Source organism: Alcanivorax nanhaiticus, from assembly GCF_000756665.1.
In the GTDB taxonomy this organism is placed as follows: Bacteria; Pseudomonadota; Gammaproteobacteria; order Pseudomonadales; family Alcanivoracaceae; genus Alcanivorax; species Alcanivorax nanhaiticus.
In genome coordinates this window covers 129771-154429 of record NZ_ARXV01000004.1, presented here as the reverse complement: position 1 = coordinate 154429, position 24659 = coordinate 129771, and the positions used below count along the sequence as shown (strand labels likewise).

14 protein-coding genes and 1 pseudogene are annotated in these 24659 nt (G+C 53.6%); 9 read left to right on the top strand and 6 right to left on the bottom strand.

Going from position 1 to position 24659, the window contains the following annotated elements; genetic code table 11:
- Positions 1-32: 32 nt before the first annotated feature.
- Positions 33-1682 carry an FAD-dependent monooxygenase gene (locus Y5S_RS06530; RefSeq protein ID WP_331280439.1) on the top strand — a complete coding sequence of 550 codons (1650 nt, stop codon included), beginning with the start codon at positions 33-35 and terminating at the stop codon, positions 1680-1682.
- Positions 1683-1765: 83 nt separating this feature from the next.
- Here Y5S_RS06530 and Y5S_RS06525 read toward each other — a convergent pair whose 3' ends face one another.
- Positions 1766-2581 carry a putative RNA methyltransferase gene (locus Y5S_RS06525; protein ID WP_035231441.1) on the bottom strand — a complete coding sequence of 272 codons (816 nt, stop codon included), beginning with the start codon at positions 2579-2581 and terminating at the stop codon, positions 1766-1768.
- A gap of 11 nt (positions 2582-2592) precedes the next feature.
- Positions 2593-3546, bottom strand: coding sequence for a hypothetical protein (locus Y5S_RS06520; protein ID WP_156107624.1), 954 nt, complete (start codon positions 3544-3546; stop codon positions 2593-2595).
- Between the two features lie 400 nt (positions 3547-3946).
- Between Y5S_RS06520 and Y5S_RS06515 the strand changes: the two genes are divergently transcribed.
- The 7 genes and pseudogenes from Y5S_RS06515 to Y5S_RS06485 all read left to right on the top strand — a co-directional run bounded on the left by Y5S_RS06515 (position 3947) and on the right by Y5S_RS06485 (position 17040).
- Positions 3947-5533 (top strand): ShlB/FhaC/HecB family hemolysin secretion/activation protein, encoded by a 1587-nt coding sequence (locus tag Y5S_RS06515; RefSeq protein ID WP_197055113.1) that lies wholly within the window; start codon positions 3947-3949, stop codon positions 5531-5533.
- The gene (locus Y5S_RS06510; protein ID WP_035231435.1) at positions 5508-13334 is read left to right on the top strand and encodes a two-partner secretion domain-containing protein; all 7827 of its coding nucleotides are present in this window, start codon (positions 5508-5510) and stop codon (positions 13332-13334) included. The genes Y5S_RS06515 and Y5S_RS06510 overlap by 26 nt, the downstream gene beginning before the upstream one ends.
- A gap of 11 nt (positions 13335-13345) precedes the next feature.
- Positions 13346-14167, top strand: coding sequence for a hypothetical protein (locus Y5S_RS06505; RefSeq protein WP_156107622.1), 822 nt, complete (start codon positions 13346-13348; stop codon positions 14165-14167).
- 120 nt (positions 14168-14287) lie between these two features.
- A complete protein-coding gene (locus Y5S_RS06500; protein WP_035231431.1) occupies positions 14288-15127 on the top strand; it encodes an REP-associated tyrosine transposase in 840 nt (279 codons plus the stop codon).
- 82 nt (positions 15128-15209) lie between these two features.
- Positions 15210-15602: pseudogene (locus Y5S_RS06495) on the top strand (putative adhesin); the annotation flags it as partial.
- A 1-nt stretch (position 15603) separates the two neighbouring features.
- Complete coding sequence (locus Y5S_RS06490; protein WP_035231428.1) at positions 15604-16065, top strand: DUF7919 family protein; 462 nt, start codon at positions 15604-15606, stop codon at positions 16063-16065.
- A gap of 339 nt (positions 16066-16404) precedes the next feature.
- Positions 16405-17040, top strand: a complete 636-nt coding sequence (locus tag Y5S_RS06485) for an outer membrane beta-barrel protein (RefSeq protein WP_035231427.1) — start codon at positions 16405-16407, stop codon at positions 17038-17040.
- 180 nt (positions 17041-17220) lie between these two features.
- On the opposite strand, the gene Y5S_RS06480 is transcribed toward Y5S_RS06485, so the two are convergent.
- A complete protein-coding gene (locus Y5S_RS06480; RefSeq protein ID WP_035231424.1) occupies positions 17221-18618 on the bottom strand; it encodes a hypothetical protein in 1398 nt (465 codons plus the stop codon).
- Positions 18619-18826: 208 nt separating this feature from the next.
- Positions 18827-20632, bottom strand: coding sequence for a trypsin-like serine protease (locus Y5S_RS06475; protein WP_035231423.1), 1806 nt, complete (start codon positions 20630-20632; stop codon positions 18827-18829).
- A 163-nt stretch (positions 20633-20795) separates the two neighbouring features.
- Between Y5S_RS06475 and Y5S_RS06470 the strand changes: the two genes are divergently transcribed.
- Entirely contained in the window at positions 20796-21815 is a 1020-nt protein-coding gene (locus Y5S_RS06470) for an LLM class flavin-dependent oxidoreductase (RefSeq protein WP_035231421.1), read from the top strand.
- A gap of 12 nt (positions 21816-21827) precedes the next feature.
- Here Y5S_RS06470 and Y5S_RS06465 read toward each other — a convergent pair whose 3' ends face one another.
- Both Y5S_RS06465 and Y5S_RS06460 read right to left on the bottom strand, forming a co-directional pair.
- Positions 21828-23516 carry a serine protease gene (locus Y5S_RS06465; RefSeq protein WP_052041445.1) on the bottom strand — a complete coding sequence of 563 codons (1689 nt, stop codon included), beginning with the start codon at positions 23514-23516 and terminating at the stop codon, positions 21828-21830.
- Positions 23517-23591: 75 nt separating this feature from the next.
- Positions 23592-24533 (bottom strand): GGDEF domain-containing protein, encoded by a 942-nt coding sequence (locus Y5S_RS06460; RefSeq protein ID WP_035231419.1) that lies wholly within the window; start codon positions 24531-24533, stop codon positions 23592-23594.
- Positions 24534-24659: the final 126 nt, after the last annotated feature.

Here is a 24659-nt window from a genome sequence, read left to right as displayed (position 1 = left end):
TTGGCCAGAATGCAGGATAAGGAGATTGTACCATCGCCATTACCGAGAACAGCACGCCCCAGGCGCTCATTGTCGGCGCTGGGCCCACCGGGCTCGCTCTGGGAATCGGTCTTCGCCGGCAAGGGGTTGCCTGCATCATTATTGACCGTCTGGAAGCTCCCTCTCCCTGGTCCAAGGCGCTTGGGCTGCATTCCCGTAGCCTGGAGGTGTTTGCGGCCATGGACGTGTTGGGCCCGGTGCGCAAGGCGTCCCGGGTACTCAAGGCTGTGTCGGTGTATGGCGACAATGGGTTTCTTTTCGAGCTGGATCTGACTTCCCTGCAGGCACCTTACCCTTGGGTATTGAGCTGTCCGCAATCCGATGTGGAGCGTGTGCTGATACAGCGTTTCAAGGCGCTGGGAGGCGAACTGGTGCGTGGTGTGGAACTGCTGGATTTCACCCAGGACGGCAGTGGCGTCACCGCGCGTATTCGCAAGGGAACGCAGCTGCAGACCTTGCAAAGCGAAGTGATGGTGGGAGCGGATGGTGTCGGCTCCACAGTGCGCCAGCAATTGGGGATTGGCTTTCATGGTGTGGAATACAGCGAGCATTTCCTGTTGGCTGATGTGGATTGGCAAAGCCCATGGCGGAATGACAGCTCCCACGGTTTTCTGCAGGAAGAGGGGTTGTTGATTGCCTTGCCGCTACCCACCGGCTGGCGTTTGATCATGGCCACCGATTCACCACCGGAAGCGCCGTTGGATGTTTCCATTTTTGAAGAGCGGCTGGCGCTGATTCTCGGCCAGAAGCCGGATCTGGGTGAGCCACGCTGGATCAGTGAGTTTTCCGTACAGCGCCGTCTGGCGCAGCATTATCGGCGCAACCGTGTGTATCTGGCCGGGGATGCCGCTCATGTGCAGAGCCCTCTGGGTGCCCAGGGAATGAATACCGGTCTGGCGGATGCCTTTAACCTGAGCTGGAAGCTGGGCTATTACCTCAAGGGCTATGGCAGTGGTGCGCTATTGGACAGCTATGAGCAGGAGCGCCGGCCGGTTGCCGAGAAGATGATCTATGGTGTGGACATGCTGTCACGGGCATCACTGGTGAAACGGCCGCTTTTGCGCCGCAGCCGTGATTCCCTGCTCAAGCTGGCCGGTGGACGGACCAGAATGTCCAGCCGGATATTGCGCACCGCCAGCCAGCTGGATGTGCACTACCGCCACTCGCCCATTGTCACCAGTGGACCTGAGGCGGAGTTGGGCTGGCGGCGTGAAGGGCCGCTCCCCGGTGACCGCTTACCGGATGCAGCACTGAAATCGGTACGCACCGGTCATTTGCATCAACTGCACGATTTGCTCAGAAAGCCGGTACATCACCTGATTCTTCAGCTTAGTGAAAAGCCGGAACATAACGAGCGGCTAGTGCTTTATGCCCTTAGCGACCGGCTGGGGCAGGACTACCGTGACCGAGCACACCTTACCGTGGTGGCAGCGCAGCAGACCCCCCACTCTGAGGTGCCCCGCGAAGGCACCACCCGTATCTGGCAGGATCATGAAGGGGAATTTGCGGCGGCCTTCGGGCATGGCCCAAGGCTGTGGTTGATGCGCCCTGATGGGCATCTTGCCTACCGTGCTCCGGTCGGCAATGCTGACCATTTGTTGGAGTATCTGGACACCATTCTCGGTAAACAACTCGCCGGGTAGGGCGGAAATGGGCAAATGCCCATCTCCGCCATGGCGTTCGCGTAACGGCGGAGATGCCCTGAGGCATTTCCGCCCTACCTGATTTAGGCTTCAGTGCGCCGGAATCGCTGAATAATGAAATGCGCAGGCATAATCTGGCCAGTCAGCTTGCCGATGTCCGCTTTGGCGGAGGGTTTGGCCCGCCAGTGATGCGGGGTCATGGTGAGCAGGTTCTGCAGCTCCTGTTCGCTGTCCGGTGTCCATTCGAACTGCACGTCTTCGCTGTCGATCATGCTGAACCGGTCATCCAGAAACTTGCTGGCATCAAAACCGGAGTGGCGCACTTCTTCATAGAGTGCTTCGCGCAGCGGCATGAGGTGATTTTCCCCGGTGCCCACCACGATCAGTTCTCCGCCAGGTTTTAATACACGGGCAATGTCGTCGGTGAAAAGACGGGTGAACAGCACCAGCACTCGTCGCATGCTGTGCTCAAACAGTGGCAGCCGAGCACCGCTGGCCACCAGCCAGGTCAGGTTCTTGTCACGTTTGGCCGCCGCATCAATGGCAAACTTGGAGATGTCGATACCCACCCCGTTTTCCGCCCCGAGACACTGCGCAAACCGCTCGGTATACCAGCCCTCGCCACAGCCCAGATCCAGCCAGTCGCCATCCGGCTCTGCAGGCAGCTTTTCCATAAGCGCGCCGGCCAGCGGCTGGTAACGTTTCAGATCCAGAAACGCGGTACGCGCCTGCACCATGGCCTTGTCATCTCCGGGTGAACGAGAGCGGCGATGCTGGGCCAGCAGCAGGTTGGTATAGCCGCGCCGGGCACGGTCAAAGCGATGGCCCTGATCACAGTGCCAGGTATTGGCCTCGAGGGAGAGAGGTTGATCACAGCTGGGGCATTTGAGGGTGGGCATGGGCGATGAATTCACTGTGATGAGAGCATCAGCTCAGAACGTTGCAACTGGGCTTCAGCGGCGAGATCCGAAAGTTCCGCACGGTAGGCTGCAATACTGTCTTCAAGTACCGAAATAACCGCTGTATGACTACTGGCAAGCTGCTTCTGGGCGTTTTGGTGCAGCGTCTGAAGTTGTTTTTCCAGATTGTTGGCGATCTCAGGAAGAGTCTGCTGGCTGTGCTCGATAAATGCCAGCTGTGCTCTCTGCCTGGCTTGCTGATTGCGAAGGCGGGTAATGTGTTGGCGGATCTGGGTTTGCTCTGTACTGAAATCATTCGGGATCAGTTTCGCGGTCAGCATCGCCAAGGTCTGATCCCCTGTCTGAAGTTGTTTGGTAAGAGCCTGCTGCTGGCTCTGATATTGCGCCAGGGTCTGGGTAAGTTGTCTGAGTTCTTGCTGAACCAGTTCATGACGTTGCTGCAGCGAGATGATGGCAGAAACGGATTGCTTCAATTTACCGGTCTGCTTCAGCAGGTTGTGCTCGGGGTGGCGCAAGCTACGGCGCAGGAGTGTCTTGCGAACCGCTTCATCCAGATCGGAAGGAAAAATGACTGCCATCGGATCCAGATCGTCATGCTGCTTGAAGCGGTCTAGCTGGCCGAGCGCAAAAAGGCTTTGTTTGCTGATCTCCGCGTAGAGTGCTGCCGACAGGTTGGTGTTCCGGGATTGTTCGTCATGGGCGGCACTCAGGAGCCCATTCAGTGTCGTGGTTCGGTAAGGGTAGTGCTGGGCGGTTCGCAGAAACCAGTTCAGGGCTTGCCCTGATTCATCGGTAAGCCGGTAACTTTCTGCCATTAGCAAACTGGCCTGCAATGCAGCGGGACTTTCGGTCTCAATTTGTTTGAGTGTGCTGCGGGCTTCCTCGAAATCTTCTTGCTGCATTTCAGTTGCTGCCAGTCTCAGCCGCAGCTGGTTTTCAATCACGAAACGTTCCGCAGGAGCAAGGTTCGCAGCCTCTCGCAAGGCGCTTCTGAGAGCCTTCTCTGTGCTGTCAGCTTGCGAAAGAGTCGCCAGGGCCGATTCAGCAGATGAGGCAAAGGCTTGCGAAGAAAGTATGATGGCAAAAAGCCATAATGCAAGTCTGGGTGTGATCTGTTTCACGCAAAGATTGTTCCTGTTTCACGGGCGCTTAGCCAAAGGTGTATGATGTGCGGCTACGGATTAAGCAACGCCAATAATAATATCTCCAGGTTGCCCGTACTTATTGTGATCATTCGGGGCAAGGAAAGCCATGTTGGGGGAAAAAACACTTTTTTGCGGTGGCGTATTTGCTGCGTGCTTGTTTGCTTGTGTCGTCCAGGCTGAGCCAAGTGCGCAACAGCGTATGTTCGACCGCCTCCAGGAACAAGAGCGTCAGCGCCAGCAGCAGCAGCTGGAAGAAATGGTGGTGCCGGGGAAAGATAGCCCTATGCAGGTGCCGCTCCCGGAGGCGACAGATGCCCCGAGCCGCTGCTTCGCGATTGAAACCATCTCGCTGAGTACCATCGATGGGCAAAACCTTCCTTTCGGGCGGTGGCTAACCAAGACCGCTCGTCAGCCTGAGGGTAGCTGCATGAGCATGCAGGATATTCAGACCCTTCAGGCAGTCCTCTCCAACAAGCTCATCGACAAGGGGTATATCACCAGTCGTGTGCTCATTCCTGAACAGGATGTGTCCAAGGGGTCCTTGCAGCTTTTGGTTGTGCCCGGTCGGGTTGAGGATTTTCAGCCTGTGGGAGTGTCACGGCGTATGCTGGAATGGGCCGTTCCTGCATCCCCAGGCGAATTGCTGAATCTGCGAGATCTGGAACACGCTGTCGAAACGTTGGCCCGTCTGCCTCACCTGGATGCCAAGATGGATCTGGCGCCGGGGGAAGAACAAGGCGGCACGATTATTCTCGGCCAGGCGCAGTGGCCGCAGCGCTATCGGGCTTTTCTGGTACTGGACGAAGAACACTATGGGGACATCACCCATGGCACGGCACAGGCGGGGTTCGATTGGGGAGGCCTGGCGGGGGTGCCGGACAGAATTTCCCTGTCCCTGAATACTGATCTGGACACGGAGTTTTCAGATCAGGCCTGGGGCTCGGGCCTGAGCTACGACATCAGTCACGGTTACTGGAATCTGGCGTTAAGCTACAACCGCCAGGAGTATGAGAACACCATTGATGGAATTTTCCAGTCCTTCGAATCCGAGGGGGCAACCGATACCAGCAGACTGGAGCTGACTCGCACGCTCTACAGAAGCAACAAGGCGCGTTTCTCGCTTTCCTTGCTGGGTGCGTATTCCGACACTGAAAACCGGCTTGAAGATGCGGTGATCCGGGTTAGCAGCTATCACCTGCGTGCCTGGGGTGGCAGGGTCAATGGCAAGTACTTGTGGGGCAATACCCAATTGGCGGGCACCTTTACCTATGAACAGGGCAGAGGGGCAGGGCCGGCAACGATGTTACCGGGCGATATCTCGATTGCCGATATCTCGCACACGAGATATCAGACATATCTTACAGCCAACCGCTTCATAAAACCGTTATATGGGGCCTTATCCATTCGGCTAAATGGGCAGTACAGCGATGATGTGTTGTTCCCGTCGGAACGGTTCTCCGTCGCGTCCAGTGCGGCGGTCAGGGGGTATCGGGATATTTCTCTTAATGGCAATTCCGCCATGGCGGGCGCCGTTCAATTTGATTTCTATCCTCCTGTCACTGGCCCTGTCTCGGTGACCCCGTTTATTGCCTACGATTCTGGTGTGGTACCGGGCAACAGCAATGAGCTGGGATTTGCACGCATTGACTCCGCTACCGCCGGGGCCCGGCTGGGTTTTCGCGGCCTGAGCTTCACGACGGAAGTGTCATGGCCCATGGAACAGCATTCAACGGAACTGACAAACAGCGAGTACACGCTTCATGCCTCACTTTATGCCGAAATCTGATCAGCAGCCGTCTGTTTTGCAACGCAGCCTGGGCTATGGCCTGTCATTGCTGTTGATCTGGCAGCCTGCGCTGCTGGCCGCTGCGGAACCTGTCAGTCCGACGCATTCCACCAATGGGCGCCCGACTCTGGATCAGGCAGCCAATGGCGTGCCCATCGTGAATATCCAGAACCCCAATGGGCAAGGCGTCTCCCAGAATTTCTACAATGAACTCAATGTGGGAAGTCAGGGGCTGATTCTGAATAACAGCCAGCAGCTGACCCAGACCCAATTGGGTGGCTACATTGAAGGCAACCCAAACCTGACCAATGGATCTGCCAACTTGATCCTGAATGAGGTCATCGGCGCGAACCCCTCCAGCCTTAATGGTTACATGGAAGTCGGCGGGCGACGTGCAGATGTGGTGGTCGCCAACCCAAACGGCATCACCTGTAACGGTTGCGGTTTCATCAATACCAACCATGCCACCCTGACCACGGGCACGGCGATCATGGAAGGTGGCAGCCTGAGTGGTTTTGATGTGCAGGGCGGCAATATCCATATCGGTGAGAATGGGCTCAATGCCTCCAATACCAACCGTTTTGATCTGATTGCCCGTTCTGTCGAGGTGGCTGGTGAGCTACACGCAGATCAACTGAATATTGTGACCGGCCAGCAAACGGTGAACCGCAATACGCTTGAAACCAGCAACGTCACTACTGATGGGGATAAACCGTCCTTTGCGATTGACTCCACGGCGCTGGGCGGTATGTATGCCAACCGCATTCGTCTGATTGCCAATGAAGATGGCGTGGGCGTGAAGCTGGATGCGCCGGTGGCGGCGCAGAATGGGGATCTGGTGCTGTCGGCAGAGGGGGCTCTGAGCTTTGGCGATGCCAGTGCCAAAGGCAATATGCAGGTTGCATCAGCAAGCTCTGTGAGTACTACCGGCAGTGTCGTTGCCGGAGGAATGCTGGAAGTGGACGCGAAGATACTCAATGTTGAGGCCGGTAATGTCGGCGCTGATGTAGTCAGTATTCGAGTAGATGAAAGTACGCTAGCCAGTGGAGCATCAATGACTGGCGATAGCGGGATAATCGTTCACGCAGAGCAAGGGGTTGTGAATCAGGGGGAGATGCTGGCTGGTGGCCAGATAGCAGTCACCACTAAGGACTTTACCAATACGGGAACGGTTGCCGGGCAGGGCAACGTGAACATCTCGGCAACAGATCAGCTTGTAAATAGCGGGCAGCTGGATGCCATTGATAATCTTGAAATTACCACAGCGTCGTTAAACAACACGTCAGGTGCCTTGCAGGCGGGTCAGGCTCTGTCATTAACCACGCAAGACTATCAACACCTTGGCGAAGTGCAGGCTGAAGGTGAATTGAATCTTGAGGCTGAAACCGTGTTTATCGGCACCGAAGCCGATTGGCAGGTACTGGGTGATGTCTCAGTCAAGGCGGCAGAACTCCGCAATGAGGGGGTCTTCAGTTCCTCTGGAGCCATGACCATGGAGGTAACGAACCTTGATAATCATGGTGATATTGCCGGTATGGAAAGCGTGTTTTATTCCGGCGAAAAACTCTCAAATGCAGAACATTCACTGCTGTTATCCGCAGGCCAGATGCAGTTGTATCTTAATGAACTGGATAACTTTGGCGATATCTACGCCGTCGGAGACATGGATATTGCTGGCGGAGAGCTGCAAGGGAGTCTGGATGAGATATGGGCAGACAAGGATCGCTGGGCAAACAGGGTAAATAACGAATCTGGCCTGATTGCCAGCGAAGGAAGCACCCGGATTGTTGCAGCCAATATTTTTCAGCAGCTGATCAGCGCACCGGAAGTGGAGGTCGCTTGGGATGCCCCTGTTTATAGCTATGACCGCGACTACGACCGACGTTGCTTTAATCGGAACAGGAATAGCGAATGCCACGATACAACGTACCGAAATAAATATCAGCGGCAAAGCGTACAGTCGGTTTCTGCGCCAAGACAGTCCAGAATGCTTGCAGGTGGAGACCTGTGGTTATTAGGGGACTACCTCTTGAATAATGCCAGCGTTATCGCTGCAGGAAACGATATCGAAATCAAGGCCACACGCTTTGAAAATATCGCCATTACTCAGGATTTGAAGGAAGTCTATCGGGTAGACAAATCCTGGCTCAGGAAGAGGGATTCAGCTGGAGGGAGCAAGAAAAAGTATTACACCTATACCACCATCCCGACGTCAGAAAACTGGGCCCTATGTGATAGCAGCCGAGTCAGCTGTAATCGTGCAGGGGCTACCAGCCACACGAACATTCTCACTGAAACAGTCATCAACGCCCTGGTGAGCGCCGGCGGAAAGCTCAACATCGATGCGGAGCTGGTGACCAATGGCGAAGAAAAAGAAGGAGCCGCTTTCAGTTTCGGCTCTGCCATGCAAGCCGTTTACGGCGAAAATGGGCAACACAACGCCGATACACTGTTCCGCTTTGATCCGCTTTCGCTGGGCTTCAGTCTGCCAGGTGAACACGGCCTGTTCATTTTGAGAACAGATCCAGGTCATCCCTACCTTATTGAGACCAATCCCTTGTTTGCCACGTTGAGTGGTTTTATGGGCAGCCAATACCTGATCAATCGCTTGGGAATGACACCGGATCGGGAAATACAGCGGCTGGGTGATAGTTATTACGAAACCACACTTGTTCGTGATGCGGTTTTGGCTGCAACAGGAGCCAGGTTTCTTGACCCTGATTTTGAAAGTGATGAAGAGCAATTCCGCTGGTTGATGGATAACGCCTTCGCTGCTGCCGAGTCTCTGGAATTAAGTGTTGGTGTCGCGTTGACGGCAGACCAGGTTAATGCACTGCAGCAAGATATTGTATGGCTGGAAGAGAAAGAGGTGGCGGGTTACCGGGTGATGGTTCCCGTCCTGTATCTGGCGAAAGGCGGGGCCGTGTTGGATGGGCCGCAGTTACGCGGTGAAGAGGTGCTCATCACCGGCGAGCAAGTCAGTAATCATGGTGAAATCCATGCTGCGAACACGGCGACTATTAACGCCGGGCAAGGGGGTATAACAAACAGCGGAGGTATGTACGCGGGAGAGTCCTTAAACCTGCGTAGTGACGGTGACATTAAGAACCTGGGCGGACAATTAATCGCTCAGTCGCTGAATCTGGATGCTGAAGGCAGCGTGGAAATCGCCACACTGGCTGAAGCGGTAGGTGATTCACTGAACTGGATGACCCGCCTTACTGAACAGGCCGAGCTAAGGGCTGAAAATCTGAGGATCAGAAGCGCGGAGGATATCCAGATTCAGGGGGCCCAGGTAAACGCCGGCGTTCTGGCCCTGGAAGCAGGGGGAGACCTTTCAGTTGGCAGTGTCTCTGTCAGCCAGGGAAGTCACATGGATCAGGGGGATGTGAAGTTCACTCAAAGCAAGGTCCGGCAACTGGGGAGCAATCTGAACAGCACCGTCAGTATGTTGCTGGAAACCGAAAATGACCTGTCCATTATTGCCAGTGATCTCAGTAGTGAAGGGGATATTAACCTGAAAGCAAAAGGCGATATTGTCGTCGGTTATGCACAGGAGAGTGATTCGCTCTACAGCTACCGGAAAGATGATGGGAGTTTTGGGAGCAGTAAGAAGCAGACAGTAGAAGCAGAGTCGCAACGTGTAGTGGGTAGTAATCTCATTGCCCAGGGTAATCTGATTCTCAATGCTGAAAAAGGCAGTATTAGCCTGCTGGCTTCCCATGGGCATGGTGAGAAGAGCGTGGATGTTGCGTCTGGAAAGGGTATTAACATCGAGTCAGCGGTGAATACCGAATACCATCGACGCAGGGTTGAAGAAAAGAATGCAGTTCGAATAAAGACGAGTGATTCCGGAAGCATTACACAGACTCTCGCACAGGCTGGACTCTCTTCCGGAGGTGGCCTTGCTCTGAATGCGCAAGATGACGTGACCTTGGGCGCGGCTCAACTCGAAGCCCAAGGCGACCTCACCATTGGCGAGGCTGCTTTCGCAAAAGATGAAAGCGGTGTGCTTAAACTGGATGAGAATGGAAACCCAATCATTGAGCGAGGAAGTATCGACAACCTCAATATTGGTACTGTAACGCTGGAGAATGAAAGTTGGAGTGTGAGAACGCGTGAGCTACGCGGTCCTGTAAAAGACCTGGCAAAGGTGAGCTCAGCGATGCTGGGGCTCGGCGCTCTTTACATGCCAGGTTTGGCTCTGGCGGGTAAAGAGAGCGAAATTGAGTTGTCGGAGCATGTCGAAAACCGAGTTCAGCAGAGCAGACAGGTTGGAAGCAGCTTGCAGGCAGAGAATGTTCAGCTATCTGCACAGAATGACATCGCGGTAACAGGTTCCAGCATCGCCGCTGATCAAGAAAGCGGAAGAGTTGTCGTATTGGCAGAAAACATTCTGCTGGATACGGCAGTCACAGACACCACCACCACCCAGCGGGATGTCACCGAAACGGCTTCCAGCATTGACCCTTCCCTGAAAGAAGATGAAATCAGTCTTGGCGGGTTAAGGCTGACGGAGCTTGAGCAAGCCACTGTTATCAGAGATATCAACCACACTGGCAGCAGTATCAGCGCAAACCAGATTTTCCTTGAAGCCGAAGGCGGTATCACCCTCATCAACGCAGACCTGTATGCGAGCGGGGAAGATGGAACCCTTTCGTTGACCGGGGAAGAGATCAATGTCACGGGTGTGCAGGATGAGCACTCCGTCAGTGAAACGCTTACCGAAAAAACTAGCGAGCTGACACTGAGCGTCCGCAATGCCTATGTGGATGCCGCCTATGCTGTTAAGCGAATCGAAGAGGCTGGAGAAGCGGTAGATGACGCCAGACGCGCCCTGAAAGAGGCAGAAAGAAAAGTGGAGCGTGGAGAACTGGCGAAGGAAGCGCTGGAGGACTACCGCATTATGCTGGCTGCTGCCACCGCCAACTTTGCTCAGGCTGAATTGGCGGGGGTTCAGGCGTTAGCCGCTGCAGGGCAAGGTGCCGCTGCGGGCGGTACGGGCTTCTATGCCAGCGGTAGCGCCCAGCATACCGAGACTACAACCACCAGCCTTTCAAGCGAGAAGACTTGGCAAGGTAGCAGCTTGTCTGCATCTGCCATGAGCATCAATGCTGGCACGGCGAATATCATCGGTAGTGATATTACCGCCGGTCTTCTCGAGCTTAACGCCAGCGACATTCTTATTGGCGCAGGTACCAATGAACAAAGCAGCAGCTATCAACAAGAAAGCCAGAATGCCGGCTTTAGTGCTAGCAGTAGCGGGAAAGGCAGCTGGAATGCCAATGCGGGCTTCAACGAGGCGGATTCAGAAAGTCAGGCCACGCAGTACGTTAATAGCCAGTTCAATATCGGTCATTTGGCCAGTAATAGCGAAAGCCTGACGGTAAAAGGCGGCCTTATCGCTGCCAACACCGCCGCAATCGAAACCGAGACGCTGCACATTGAAAGTCTGCAAGATACCCATAGCAGCTCGAACAGTAGCTTTGGCGCGAATCTGGGTATCGGCGGCGGTACAGACAGTAAGGGCGTTGCTCAGGGCGCAAGTGCTGGCTTCAACATGGCTGAAGGAAGCGGCGAAGGAGCGCGCACCAACCAGCAAAGCGCCATCCTGGTAGCAGATGGCGAGAATAGCCAGATCACCGCCAGAGACACCACCCTTATAGGCGGGATGATCGCTAATGCCAGCTATGAAGAAGATGCAGAAACCGGTGGGCTCACGCTGGTAGATCACGGCAACCTGAATTTCAGTACCGAGACGCTCACAGTGGAAAACCTGCGTGATTACAGCAGGAGTGAGCAGCAGGGTGGTGGGCTGCAGGTGAGCAAAGCCACCACGACCATCAGTCTTCAGGACACCGGGCACCAGATGGAAGGGGAAACTCTCGCGACGATTGGTGCGGGTAATGTCTCTGTGGGTGGGGTGAGCCTGGATGACCATGCTGATTATGCCGATCTGAATCGTGATATCCATGCATCACAAGTGGTGACGCTTGATCAGCAGACCGGGGCGTTGGATGCCAGTGTGACGGTGGATAATCGTGTTGTTGGTTTGAACGGTGGTTGGAAAGATATCAAGAAAAACCATATCGACAGCAGGATGTTCCTCGGCCACATGTCGCGCTCTGCAAAAGATATTGTTGCGACTGATTTCAAGAGGTGGAATTTCTTTGATTCTGTTTCTAAATATGCTCGTGACGCCGCTGTTATGGAGCAACAAGCAGCAAACGAAAAACAGCAAAAAAAATTGAGAGGGGATGAAGGAGCCGAAGGTAGTAAGGAGGGGTTGCAGCAACTTGAGAATGCGCTCGCATCGGCCCACGGTCTTGATGAAGCTGCAGAGGTTAATCTCTATGATGGGGGCCAACTTGCCGATGATACGCCTACTGATGGCCCTAGTGATTTTAATAAAACGGAAGCGATGGGGGGCTATCATGATGATCAGTCCGATATCTACGTCAATGTAGATAGCACTGATATGACCGATAGCTCACAGACTGTTCAGGTGCTTGTTCATGAGCATGCAAGGCATCAAATGTCGGAGGAAGGTAATGACCTTCCTGAAGATCATACGACTCTGTTGGCATTTAACCGCGGAGAGCGAGCGTCAAAAGCATGGGAGTTGTATAGCTCATTCTATGGTTTTAGCACCCAAGGAGATACTACAGTTGAGCAATGGAATAGCGACAATCGCTTTTCTCCTGTGGTGCTTGGGGGGACGCAGCAACTCGCGTCAATCGATTCCCGAGAAGTTGAGCCACTGCTCCAATTCGCACTTCTTGCAGGTGTTATCGCATGGGAAGGCGCGGTTATTCATGATGAGGTTGTCCATAATGAAAGCTTTGAAGAGGCGGCGTTAAAGAAAGAGAATTTGCTTTTCGGTGCGGGAGTAACCGGGACGGTTGTCACCGGAGGGACGCTTGGTCCAACAGCGACAACATTGCTGGTGGGCGGGGGTATGACGGGAGATATAGCCCATCAAAATCTGGTCGAAGGCGTGCCTCTCACTGAAGTAGATTACTTTGATAGCGTTAACAGCGGATTGTTTGTCGGTAGTATTGGTGCTCCAGCGCAAAAGTTGTTGGTGGCCAGCAATACAGCAAGATGGACTCTCATGCCAGGCATGACAGGGTATGGTGCTTATGATAGTACCGGATATATCCTGGGTGGTTATGAGAGTGGTAATTGGGGAGAGGTTGCCTATGGAGGCGCAGGGCTGGTCATGCTGGCAGGTGGGCTGGGCGCTGCGAAATGGGGTGACAATCTTAATTTTTGGCCCCAAAGCAATGGTCTTCGCTATGGAGAAACGATAGCGGGGGCGGAGGACTTTCGGTTTTTTGAGGTTGATCCTGTTTCGTCATCAGTCCTGAGAGGATCGATTCCACAGGACATTAATGTAAGTTCTATTGCAGATAATCCAGGGCTTCACTTTTTGTGGGAAGAGTCAATGAAGCACTCTGCGAAGCGAAGCAGGGTATATAAAGATTATTTAGATGTCTTAGGTAAAGGTGAAATTCCTTCCGCAGACCAGGCGAGAGCAGCGTTCAATGCCGTGCGAAATAGATACAATTATCTGGCTAAGCAGCAGGGGTTTGATGTAGAGGGTGTGAAGATACATCATTGGAACTGGCCAATCGGAGACTATCCAACTCAGGCGGTAAACCCTCAGCAACTTTTTCCAGTCTTGCATGATAAACACATGGAAATTCATAGGTTGTTGACTAGTGGTCATATTACAAATGATCCCATTTCTGAAAAATATGTGCTTACTTTAGAGGATTATTATTTGCTTTATCAATAGTTGGTGTTTTTATGTGGACTTCAAGTTATTTAAAGTTATATGAAAAAATTGGGCTTCCAAAGCCTGCTGTTGATATTTTTTCACGAAAGATACCTTTGCTTAGCGGTGTGTGGGAAGCTCCTGGTGATGTTTGGGGGTTTCCGCCAGCTTTATTGCCGCTTTGGACTGATGGTTCATTGTTCTCATACCAGGGATATTGGAAGCATTGGTTTTGTGAGCGGAAGATGACCATTGTTGAGTTGCGCCCTGAAGGCGGTCTGAACGCTATAGAGATCGCACGTAATTTTGATCAGCTGGCAAGTTTGCTGGTCCTTTATGGGGTCGTGGCTGCCGATGGCGTCGATAGCGAAGTTGAAAGCTTTTGTGTTTCGGTTGGCGTGGATGATCCGTACTTAATTGACAAATTAAGTGTTGATGTAGGAGACGTTCCTGAGGCACTTAAAACGCTTCCGATTTTTACTGATGATCTTCCTTCCTGCTTGCTTGATCCTGGCGAAAAATATGCTGGTGACTTACCTGTTGAAGGGGAGGTGGTGGGTGATTTAAGGAATTTTTGTCTAATTGAATTCCCCCCAGAGGTACGAGGAAATATGAAGAGCAAGGCATTGGTTCCGAGCTGGTTGCTTCCAGGTGACAAAAAGAATGTCTTTGATGAGTGCTTTAGACAAGGCGATATGCTGGGTGCATGGATGTCGATCAACTCAAACGGATGGGATGTTTCTGAATTGAAATCTGCCATGGCTAGGCTCGCAGATGTTTCGAACGATGATTTGTTTAAAGAGTTGGCAGACGCATGGCTCTTGGCTTCAGATGCGGAATTTGTTCCGTATTAATAATCGGGAGAGTAATCGAGTAATCGTGGTCAGCGGGGTCAGGTCTATACTTTATGGTCAATATTATGGTCAATAGGGTCAGGTCTATACTTTAGACTTTCCTTGGTTTAGGGTTTGGTGATGTCTAGACCAATTCGTATTGAATTTTCAGGAGCGCTGTATCATGTGACGTCCCGTGGGGATCGGCGCGAGGCGATCTATGAGGATGAGGAAGACAGGGAGCGTTTTCTGGCGTTGCTTGGCAATGTTGCGTCGGATTTTAACTGGGTTTGTCACGCCTGGTGTTTGATGGGAAATCATTACCACCTTGTAATCGAAACGCCGGATGGCAACCTTTCCAAAGGAATGCGACAACTGAATGGTGTTTACACGCAGTATAGCAACCGGCGTCATCGACGGGTGGGGCACCTCTTTCAGGGGCGTTATAAAGCGATTCTTGTTGATGGTGATAGTTATCTGCTGGAGCTGGCCAGGTACGTTGTGTTGAACCCGGTGCGGGCGGGGATGGTGAAAGAGCCAGGAGAGTGGCCCTGGAGCAGCTATTTGGCAATGGTTGGCAAACAGCCCAGCTCACCCTGGCTGGAAACGGATGGTCTGCTGGCTGCCTTTGGCCAGAAGCGCGCTGTGGCGATAAGGCGATACCGCGAATTTGTGTTTCAGGGAATAGGGGAAGAGTCGATCTGGATTAACCTCAAATCGCAGGTTTTTCTGGGTGATGAGGATTTTGTTGCAAAAAGCCTTTCGCATGTTGCTGGAACAGAAGACGTCAATGTGTCGCGTGCACAACGCAGGCCGCCGCCCCCCTCGCTTGAAGACATTGTTCGGAGTAACCCAGACCGAAATGCTGCGATTATTGCTGCGTATGCAAGTGGCGGCTACAGCTACCAAGATATAGGCAGCCATTTTGGTCTTCACTTTACAACAGTGGCGAAGATTGTCCGGCAGGCCAAGCCTGGATAGGGGAATGGCTTGGTATAAAATATAGACCTGACCCGAAAGGCGCTGGTGTGACCCGAAAGGCGCTGGTGCTGCTTTATCAGGTCATGGGGCGCATTTTAACAATTCAGGTGTATTGATAGTTCCAGAGGGGACTTATCCGACCATACCCCGCCATGATATGAAGCTGGATGATGAAGTGGCCGGGTATATGGAAAGAGAGGACTGGCTCCAGTTGTCGATCGAAGCCAATAACCGGGAGGCTTTAGGCGATAAATTATTTGCCAAAAATATTCAGGGAATGGCAACGTATCTCCCTGGGGAAGAGGTGCCTAATTACCAATTGTTTCATCCTGCCGCCGGGGATCCATTAACTGTGTATAGTAATTCCACTTCGATCACTGGAAATATGCCTTTGTCTGATATATTGAAGCCTGGTCAAGGATGTATTATTTGGGTCGCCTGCACGAAACACTATAATACTGATTGGGATCACTGATATGGAGTACGGGGACATGACACTTTTTTGCGCCGACTTGGCAAACCCGCTGGCGGGATTCTTTAATGTTGGATGGTTGGGTGGTAAGACCAAATTCCCCGAAGCTAGTGTTTTAGATAGTGATATCGAACAGCTTAAGAGCCTGATTTTTTTGCCGGCTTTTCGATCTTGCCATTTTCGAATTTCTCGTGGTTTTGCTAGCTGCCCTGTTTGCAATGATGGGGGGTTGGTTACTTCTGTTATTCATGGGGAGACGAGAATGTTAGGGGACTTTTTGATTCTCTTGCCAAGCCTTAAACGAGGAGAGTACTTCGTTTCACCGTCGCTAATTCTTCACTATGTTGAGTTTCACGGATATAAACCGCCAAAAATGTATATTGACTCTCTTCGCGCATTGAATGAAGGTGATGCCATTTCTGCTGCTAGCATATTTAATGATGCTGTTAGTAATAATGCTGGGTGAATCAGAGAGGCCTTGGTGTCAGGTCTCCCATTTTCCACGAAAGACTTTTGCGGCGCAGTTAACGGTGGGACGTCCGCAGCCAAAATGTTCGCCGATCTGGGTAAGAGTGTAGTGTCCGTCAAGCCATGCATTTGCGGTGGTATCCTTTTTTTTGTTGCAGGTTGACCCTCAAGGTTCTTTGCGAAATTTTGTCCCTTTCGGCTGTCTAATCAATCCACTTTTTACACCCCCCTTTCCAGCGTGTGACCCCATTCCCGGAAATTTTTTTCTGAAAGTGTAATGTTGCTCGGTTGCTGGTTTTGTATCAGTGATCTTGTTTTTTTGAACAACGGAATGTGGATGATGACAATGAAAAGAAGTGTTTGCTTGCGTGTTTCAGCAGCGTTGCTGGCTTGTTCCGCTGGGGTAGTGAAGGCGGGGCCCTATGTCGGTGCTCAGCTGGGCTATGACGATTACAGTATTGGCTATACCGATAAGGAACCAGGGTTCGGTGATCTTGATCTTGACGGGTTGTCGGCTTCCGGTGGGGCCTTTGGTGTGTATGGTGGTCTTCGTTTTGGCGGTGAAGGTACCTTTTTTGCTGTTGAATTAAATGCCGGAACGGGAACTGCTGAGTATAAAGAGACGTTTGAATCTGAGTCTCTCCATGTTGAGGCCGGAACCAGTTATGGTTTGGGTTTCCTGGTTGGTACAGAAGTGAATGCTGTCCAGCTTTATGGCCGATTTGGCGCACAGCGAACAGATTTTGATCTTGATGATGGAATCTCTAATGACTCGGTTGAAGACGAAACGCCTTGGGGGCTGCGTGTTGGGATTGGTGCTGAGCTGCCCTTGAATGAAAGCGTATCGTTGCGTGCCGATTGGAGCCGCACGATGTATGACGAAATCGTCAGCGAGGACCCTTTCTCTGGTCGTGAATTCACTTACGAGCCTGAACAATCCGCTTTCCAGTTGGGTGTTACTGCACACTTCTGAGAAAAGCGAAAAGGTAATGATGGACGCACGAGCGGGAGCTTGATTTCTCGCTTGTGCGATCCATCGATTTGACTAGCAATGCCGCGATCAGATATCGGGTGAGGGGTGTTATCAACCCCCAGATTGATTTGTTTATCTTTATCAAGTGAAAAAGCCGGCATTTTGCCGGCTTTTCTCGTTTTACTGCTTTCGTCTAAACACCAGAGTGGCCAGTATTCCCAGCAGTATTGTTGCAGGCGCTCCTCCTCCTCCGCTACTGCCGCCTTCCTCTTTTGTAGCAGGGGGTTGGTTGGTTACGTTGAAACGGCGAGCGTAGATATCTGGTGCATCGTCATCATTGGTGATCCAGCTCTCCCATGCGATGGTGAGCACGCCGTCACTATCTACGAGCAAAGCAGCGTTGTTCTCTTCTGGGTCAGTGTAGGTTGATACCTGCACAGGGCTGCCGACAGCACCATTGATGGTGACATGTTGGGTGTAGAGTGTTCGCTCTCCGTACTCAGATCGGTTCCAGGCAACGAAAGCATTGCCGTCTTGATCTTTGGTTACTCCTGAAATTACGTCATCGCCGCTGGTTTGGCTTTCAATTAGTTCACCTTGATTTCCGGTGGCACTGATAGTGCGGGCGCGAGGGTTTCGGGATCCATCGATACCGCTGTCCCAGGCCGCAAGGAAGTCGGTGTTGTTCAGGGTGATGGCATGAACTTCGCTGGGGGTATCTGCACCGTCCATGGCATCCAGTGTGATGGAGGAGTTAATGGGGTTGTCGTTAGTCGCAAATAGCGCAGCGTTGACCCGGTAGTCTGGAGAACTCCCTTCGACGGCTTTGCCCTGCGCATTTGTTGCCCAGGTGATCAGGGCGATATTGTCTTCTGAGAGGGCGGCAGAGGGTTGATTACCCAGATTGCTCGCAGTGCTGTTGACGATGATTGGAGCGGCAGTTAAAGAATTGCCATTTTTGCTGTAACGCCGGTATTTGAGCGTATTCACCTTGAGTTCTTTGGTGTCGCTGGTTGGGTAGGACTGCCATGCGATGATGAGCCCCGTATTGTTACTCGCGAGGGAGGGCATTGCTTCTCTGTCGGAGGTGTCCGCGACTGTAATGACGTCGCCATCGGCTGTCCCGTCGGCATTGAAGAACTGCAATACCATGTCGTATTCGCTCTCAAACTCGTTGAGAGCGTCACCTTCTGTTGACCACGCAAGGGCAAAACGTCCGTCTGGCCAGGATGTCATGGCAATATGCGCGTAGTTATCCTGCTCGCTAATTCTGGCGATGTTGGCGGATAGACCGACCAGGGTTTTTTCTGCCCCTTCAGCCTCGCCATATTGATTATAAAACTGCCCCATGATGGAGGAGCCCGATTCGGCGTAGGCAGCCTCTGATGTCCACACAATCAAGGTGTTGTTATCGGAACTGTTGGCGATTAATGGGGTGGCCTCATACCCGGAAGAGGTGGTGTTGACCAGGTATTCAGGCCCCACAGGTTGCAGGGCGGCTTGAGCAAGGTTGGTTGTAGATAACAGGATGCCGGCTGTAAGGATCTTTCTTTTGGATAAGTGATGTAAAAATAACATTGTCCCCCCCAAGGGTGTAGAAGTGCCTCACTAATTTTGGCCGTGAGTATAGGGGTATTGGCTGGCATGTCTGTCAGCCAAAGATTACAAATGCGGATGTGAGGTAGAATTGTGAGCCGGATCAACCCTTTTTACGTTTGCTTGTTGGCGGTGTCGCTACCGTATTCTGAAAGCTTGGGTCACTAGCATCATGGCTAAATAGCCAGCGTCATTGGCTGGTATAGCGCTTGCGGTAAATGCCGAGCAGGGGCAGCCCCAAAAGTAACGCCATTGAGAGGGCGCCACCTCCTCCACTGCTGCCGTTGCTGGTTACGTTGCTCACAGGGGCAGGAATAGCTGGACAGGCTGGCAGGTCTTCACGGTCGAAATCCAGCTCCACGGAGATGGGAAGTGTGGAATTGGGCGTGGGGCCATTGTCGTTATCGATTTCCATATCCAGTGTTATGGCGGCGCTGGGCGTTGCGGTTACCGCAATGATGGTGCTGAGAGTGCTGTTGGCATTCAGTTGGCCGACGGTGCAGGTGAAGATGTCGTTTTCCTGGCTGCAATTGGGTGATGCCTGGCTTAGAAGGGTTAGCCCCTCGGGCAGGGTGCCCGTCACACGGGTACCTTCTGAATGAATCAGGTCGCTGCTGTTGGATAACATCGCCTCAATTCGCATCTGAGCATTGCTTGGGGCGGAGCTCAGGCAGAGAGGCTCGGCAGATAGAGAAAGCTCAGGATAGCCGTACTGCAAATCGAGCGTCACGCTGTCGTTGAGGCGGTGATAATCCTCGTGACCCGTTGGCTCTACAGTCACCCTGAGTTGCTCATAGCCTTTGGAAAGACTGTCTATGGTGACTGAGAGGGTTCGCTGGTCGCCAGCAGTAAATTCGCCTCCAATGAAATCGCAAACGGTCTCTTCTGCAGCGGTCTGGCAGGTGCCGAAATCCGGCCCGGATACCAAGGGGGGCTGCAGATTAACTGAGCGAGCCAATAGAATGCGGAAATCAGGGTGATTTTCGAACCCGGAATTTCGCACTGAAATGTCAAATGAGGTGCTGCTTTCCCCATGGTATTTTTGTTCGGGAGAATGGATGGATAAATCGCCTACGGGCCTGTTCTCTTCAACGGTTAATGTTTCTATCCAGGGAACAAACTTCGAAACCCGCGTATAGATGCCGGGGTTGGCAGCATCACCACATTCATATCCATAGCTGGTGATGCCAACCTGGGGCCTGTCATTGAGAAACCCTTCACCCATGAACAGCGGGCCTCCGCTGTCTCCTGAACAGGTGTCTTCCCCGTAGGGTGCCGATGTAATCAATTCACGGGCACAGAGCATGGTGTCGTGAATGGTTTCCAGTGGGGGGGAGTTGTAAATCGATTGGCAGTTTTGGTTCGTGAGGTAATCAAGGGCGACCTCATGAAGATCCTGGGTGAATTCGTACCCTTGGTTGCCTGGAGTGAGTGAGCCCCAGCCAAGGCCAGTGAGGATGTCGTTGTAGGACGTGGCGTTTTCGAGCTCGGTATCGGTACTGGCGACTGAGAGTACGATTGGGCTGACAGTATTGATTGATGGTACCGGTTCTGACAGTTTCAGAAGCGCGATGTCGTTTTCCAGTGTGTCCAAATTGTAAGCTGGGTGTAGAAAGACTGCGCTGACCCCCAGAAGTTGTGAGCTGTTGGAGGCAACATCCAGAGTCTGACTGCCAACCAGGACTTCGATGTCTCCGGTGTGATCAACAATAATTGTGCCATTGCCTGAGTTTACTTTTGTGCGTACGCAATGCGCAGCGGTCAGTATCCAGTGAGAGGCAAGAATTGTCCCTCCGCAGTATTGCGCTTCATAGACGGGGCTGGCCAAACCACTCTGCTGAGCCGCTTGTTTACGGCTGATGCTGATAAGCGCAGCGAGGGTATGCCACTCTGCATCGGCAATTTTACCCCCCACGATTCGGGGAGTCATATCCGCTGAATAGAGCGGCGCGCTTAACAGAATGCAGGCCAGAGCGAAAAGAGTACTGCGAAGCATGTTTCCCCCGATGAAAGCACAATACGGTCATTATAGTGACCATGGCTGACGAGATATGTAGGAAAAGCCTACACTTTTGACCAACCCGCCAGCAGTGTTGCCATCGGTTTTTCTACCCCCACTATCTGATAGGGCGACAGGTTCACATTTTCGGGAGTGTTATATGGCTGCATCCCTACCTTTTTCATTGCTGGAATTGGCCTCCGTTCGTGAGGGCGATTCGGTGGCGCAGACGCTGGAGAACAGTGTGGCTTATGCCCGCCACGCGGAGGCGTTGGGATTCAAACGTTTCTGGTTGGCGGAACATCACAATATGCAGGGCATCAGCAGTGCGGCGACGTCTGTGCTGATTGGGCATATTGCTGGCAAGACCGAATCCATCCGGGTGGGTTCCGGAGGGGTGATGCTGCCGAACCATCCACCGTTGGTCATTGCTGAGCAGTACGGCACCCTGGAGATTCTTTATCCGGGTCGTATCGATCTGGGTTTGGGGCGGGCACCGGGCACGGATCCGATGACCAGCCGGGCGCTGCGACGAGACGGTATTGGGGCTGAGCAGTTCCCTGAGGATGTGGCAGAGCTGCAACGGTTATTGGGGCCGTTGGATGCTTCGAGAGGAGTGAATGCTATCCCGGGTGCCGGGACGCAGGTGCCGATCTGGTTGCTGGGGTCCAGCCTGTACAGTGCCCAGCTGGCTGCCCAGCGGGGGCTACCTTATGCCTTTGCCGGCCACTTCGCGCCGCGTTTATATCGCGAGGCCCTGCGGATTTATCGAGATCAGTTCCAGCCTTCTGCACAGTTGGCCAAGCCCCATGCCATGTTGGCGGTGCCTGCCGTTGCGGCTGACTCAGTGGCTGAGGCGCGCTTTCTCTCTACTACCAGTTATCAGCGTATCCTCGCGCTGTTTCGTGGGCAGCCGCTATGGATGCGGCCACCAGTGGAAAGCATGCTGGGACTTTGGAATCCTCAGGAAGAGGCTGGGGTGAAAGGGTTCCTGGGTTTGCAGTTGCTCGGTGACGCCATGGCGATCGAGGATCAGCTTGCGCAATTGCTGGATACGGTGGAGGTGGATGAGTTGATGGTCACGGTGGATCTTTATGATCCGGCCAAGCGCCGTCATGCGTTGGATATTCTGGCGTCTTTACCGCAGTTTCAGAGGCAAAAGGGGCTCAGCCGAGTCTGAATCACTGTTGATTCACGTCGTTAGTCGCTGCTTGCGTCGGTTGAGAAACAGCAGGGTGAGCAGAGCAACGATTCCGAGGTTGCCACCACCGCCCCCTCCGCCGCCGCCGGAACCGCTGGAGGTGGGCGCGGTGCTGAAGCGTAGCGCTACGGATTGCTGACTGTCTCCGGCGGGCACGTCCTGTTCATTCAGGGTCGCCTGTAAGTTGAGAGTGCGGGAGACACCGTTATTGCTGCTGATCTGCAGATTCAAAACCTTGCTGGTGCCGGCCGCCAGATTGCCGAGAGGGCAGCGGGTCGGGCTGGTGCCCAGGCAGCCCTGTGCGGCGGCATTGTCCAGGTTCATGCCCGCAGGCAGGGTGAAGGTAATGGCGGTGCCGGTGGCCGCATTGAGGGTAGAAAGATTGCGCAGGGTAACCGCCACGGTGGCGCGGGTGGCGCTGCTGCCGGTCTGGTTGGCGCTCAGGGCGATGTCCGGGTTGTTGGAGAACACCACTACCTGTTGCAGGTTGTTGTTACGGCGTCGGTAGTCTTCCTGATCCGCACTGCCCTGTACGGTCACGGTGACGACCTGATCCTGACCGTTGTTGCCGTTGACGCTCAGTGCCTGGGTGCGGCTACCTGAAAAATTGCTCACCGGCGTACAACGGTTGCCGCTCAGCAGACCGCTACTGCAGTTGTTCCACTCGGCTGTGGCCAAGGTGGCTCCCGAGAGGGACAGGCTCAGGGTTGGATCGGTAATCAGATTGGTTCCGTTGTTTTCCAGTGTCAGGGTGAGTGTCTTGCTTGCGCCGGGGCTCAGATAAAAGCGGTTGGGGGCGGAAAAACTCCAGAACAGATTCAGGTCTACCAGAGGGAAGCCTGCGGAAGCGGACAGCGCTTCTATTTCTGCGGTTTCTGATGCCAGATGGGTATAACCACCGGGGTTGCCGGTGGCACAGGTGGCTTCTCCGAAACTGGTCACTCCGGCCAACCAGGGGGAGCGGTCACGGCCGAGAAATAATGGACCGCCGCTATCGCCAAAACAGGTGTCCTGATTCTGGCCGCTAACAGGATTCAGCTCTGCAGCACAAATGACAAAATCCGAGATGGCCAGAGGTGAACGTTGCCGACATTCTCCGCGCGGCACATAGTCCAGCTGAACTTCCTGCAGGTCGCTACTGATGCCGCTGCCGGTATCGCCCCAGCCCAGGGCTGTAACGGCCTCATCCCGTTGCGCAAAGGGTGCATTCTCCAGGGCGTCGAGATTCTCGGAAGGAATAATGCTGGGCCACTGGCTGTTGCTGCGGGCAGGAATGCGAATCAGTGCCAGGTCATGTTCCAGATCGGAATACTGACGGTGAACCAGCAATTGCTGCGCGCGGATGCCACTGGTAGGCGCGTTATTGCGTTCGGCATCACCAATGAAGACGTACACATTACCGGCTGCGGCGGGGTTGCCGTTGCTGTATTCCAGACAGTGTGCTGCGGTGAGAATCCAGCGGGTGCTGATCTGGCTGGCTCCACACAGGAGATAGCCGCCACTCAGGAAGGGGTCCACGATGGCCAGCTGGGCCATCCAGGGCCAGCGGTTAACTGGTGCATCGGTGCCGCCGACAATGCGAGGACTCGCTGTCTGGGTGTCAGTGTGAGTATCGCTGGCATGGGACGGGATGATCAGGTTGATCAGCAGTCCCGCCGCAATGAACCGTAGGTACTGCATGCAAGCGCCTTGAAGACATTTTGCTCAGTGTATCGGTTTACATTGCGGCGTTGTGTGAAGGTATGTAGTGACTCGTTAGTGAATCGGCGCAGCATGGGCGAGCCAGTGGCTGTCGTCCTCTGTGGTGCGCGCCATGGTCTGTTCCAGATGGGCCAATGCCTGTTCCAGGGCAATGTCGCCATCGGCCAGGGTCATCAATGCGGCACGCATGCCTGGGTGGCGATCCCGCAGGTCATTGAGCAGTTGTTCTGCGGCCGCAGTGGCGGTGCAGGGCAGCAGCAGCGCAAGCTGGGTAGCATCATAACGGGCGGCCACATCGCTGCGGCGAATGCGCTGGGCTACCTGGTCAGAGAGCTGTGGCAATTCGTCATGCTGAATCAGGACCAATGTGAGCGGGGATGAAATGCGATCGTGCAAGGGCACCAGCCACCCGGCAGTGCTGACTAATGCTTCGCGGCTGATGAAATCGGTATCCGGGTCCCGCCATGTGGCCTCCAGTGCGGCTCGGGCCAGCACCTGATTGCGCCAGATCATCAGACCGAAATACAGCATGCAGATGCTCAGGGCGGCCATCAGGAACAGACTGGCTGAGCTGTCCGGGGTGGAGGCGTAGCTCAAACGAATGGGCAATACAAAAGCCAATACGATTTCCGCGCCGGCCAGCATGATCAGAAAACGTTTCAGGCCATGAAGCAGACCGTTGCTGAGAACCGCCACAAACAGCAGCGCCATGGTGGGGGGCGGGCTGCCTGCATCCAGCAACATCACAATGCCCAGGGTGAGCAGATCCAACGCGGAGGAAAACACATCGCCGTTGCTGGGCCGCCAGATCAACAGCGCAAGCTGCAAACCTGCATAGGCAAAAAATAGCAGACATGGTGTTGCCTGGGGCAGGGCAAAATAGAACTGGTCCGTATTATGGAAGTAAAAGACGGCCAGCAAAGCGAATAACGCCCTGGCCAGATACTGCATAAGCACGACACCTTGGTCAGACGTGATGCGGCTTGTTGTGCTCATAATCTTTTGCCCTTGTGACTGAGGCGCCTATGTTGCGATAGCCGGGCAGAGGAATAAAGATGCCTGCAGGGGTAATCTTGTTAAAACTGTTATGTAACGCCATGAAAGCGTCATAACCGGTCAGGA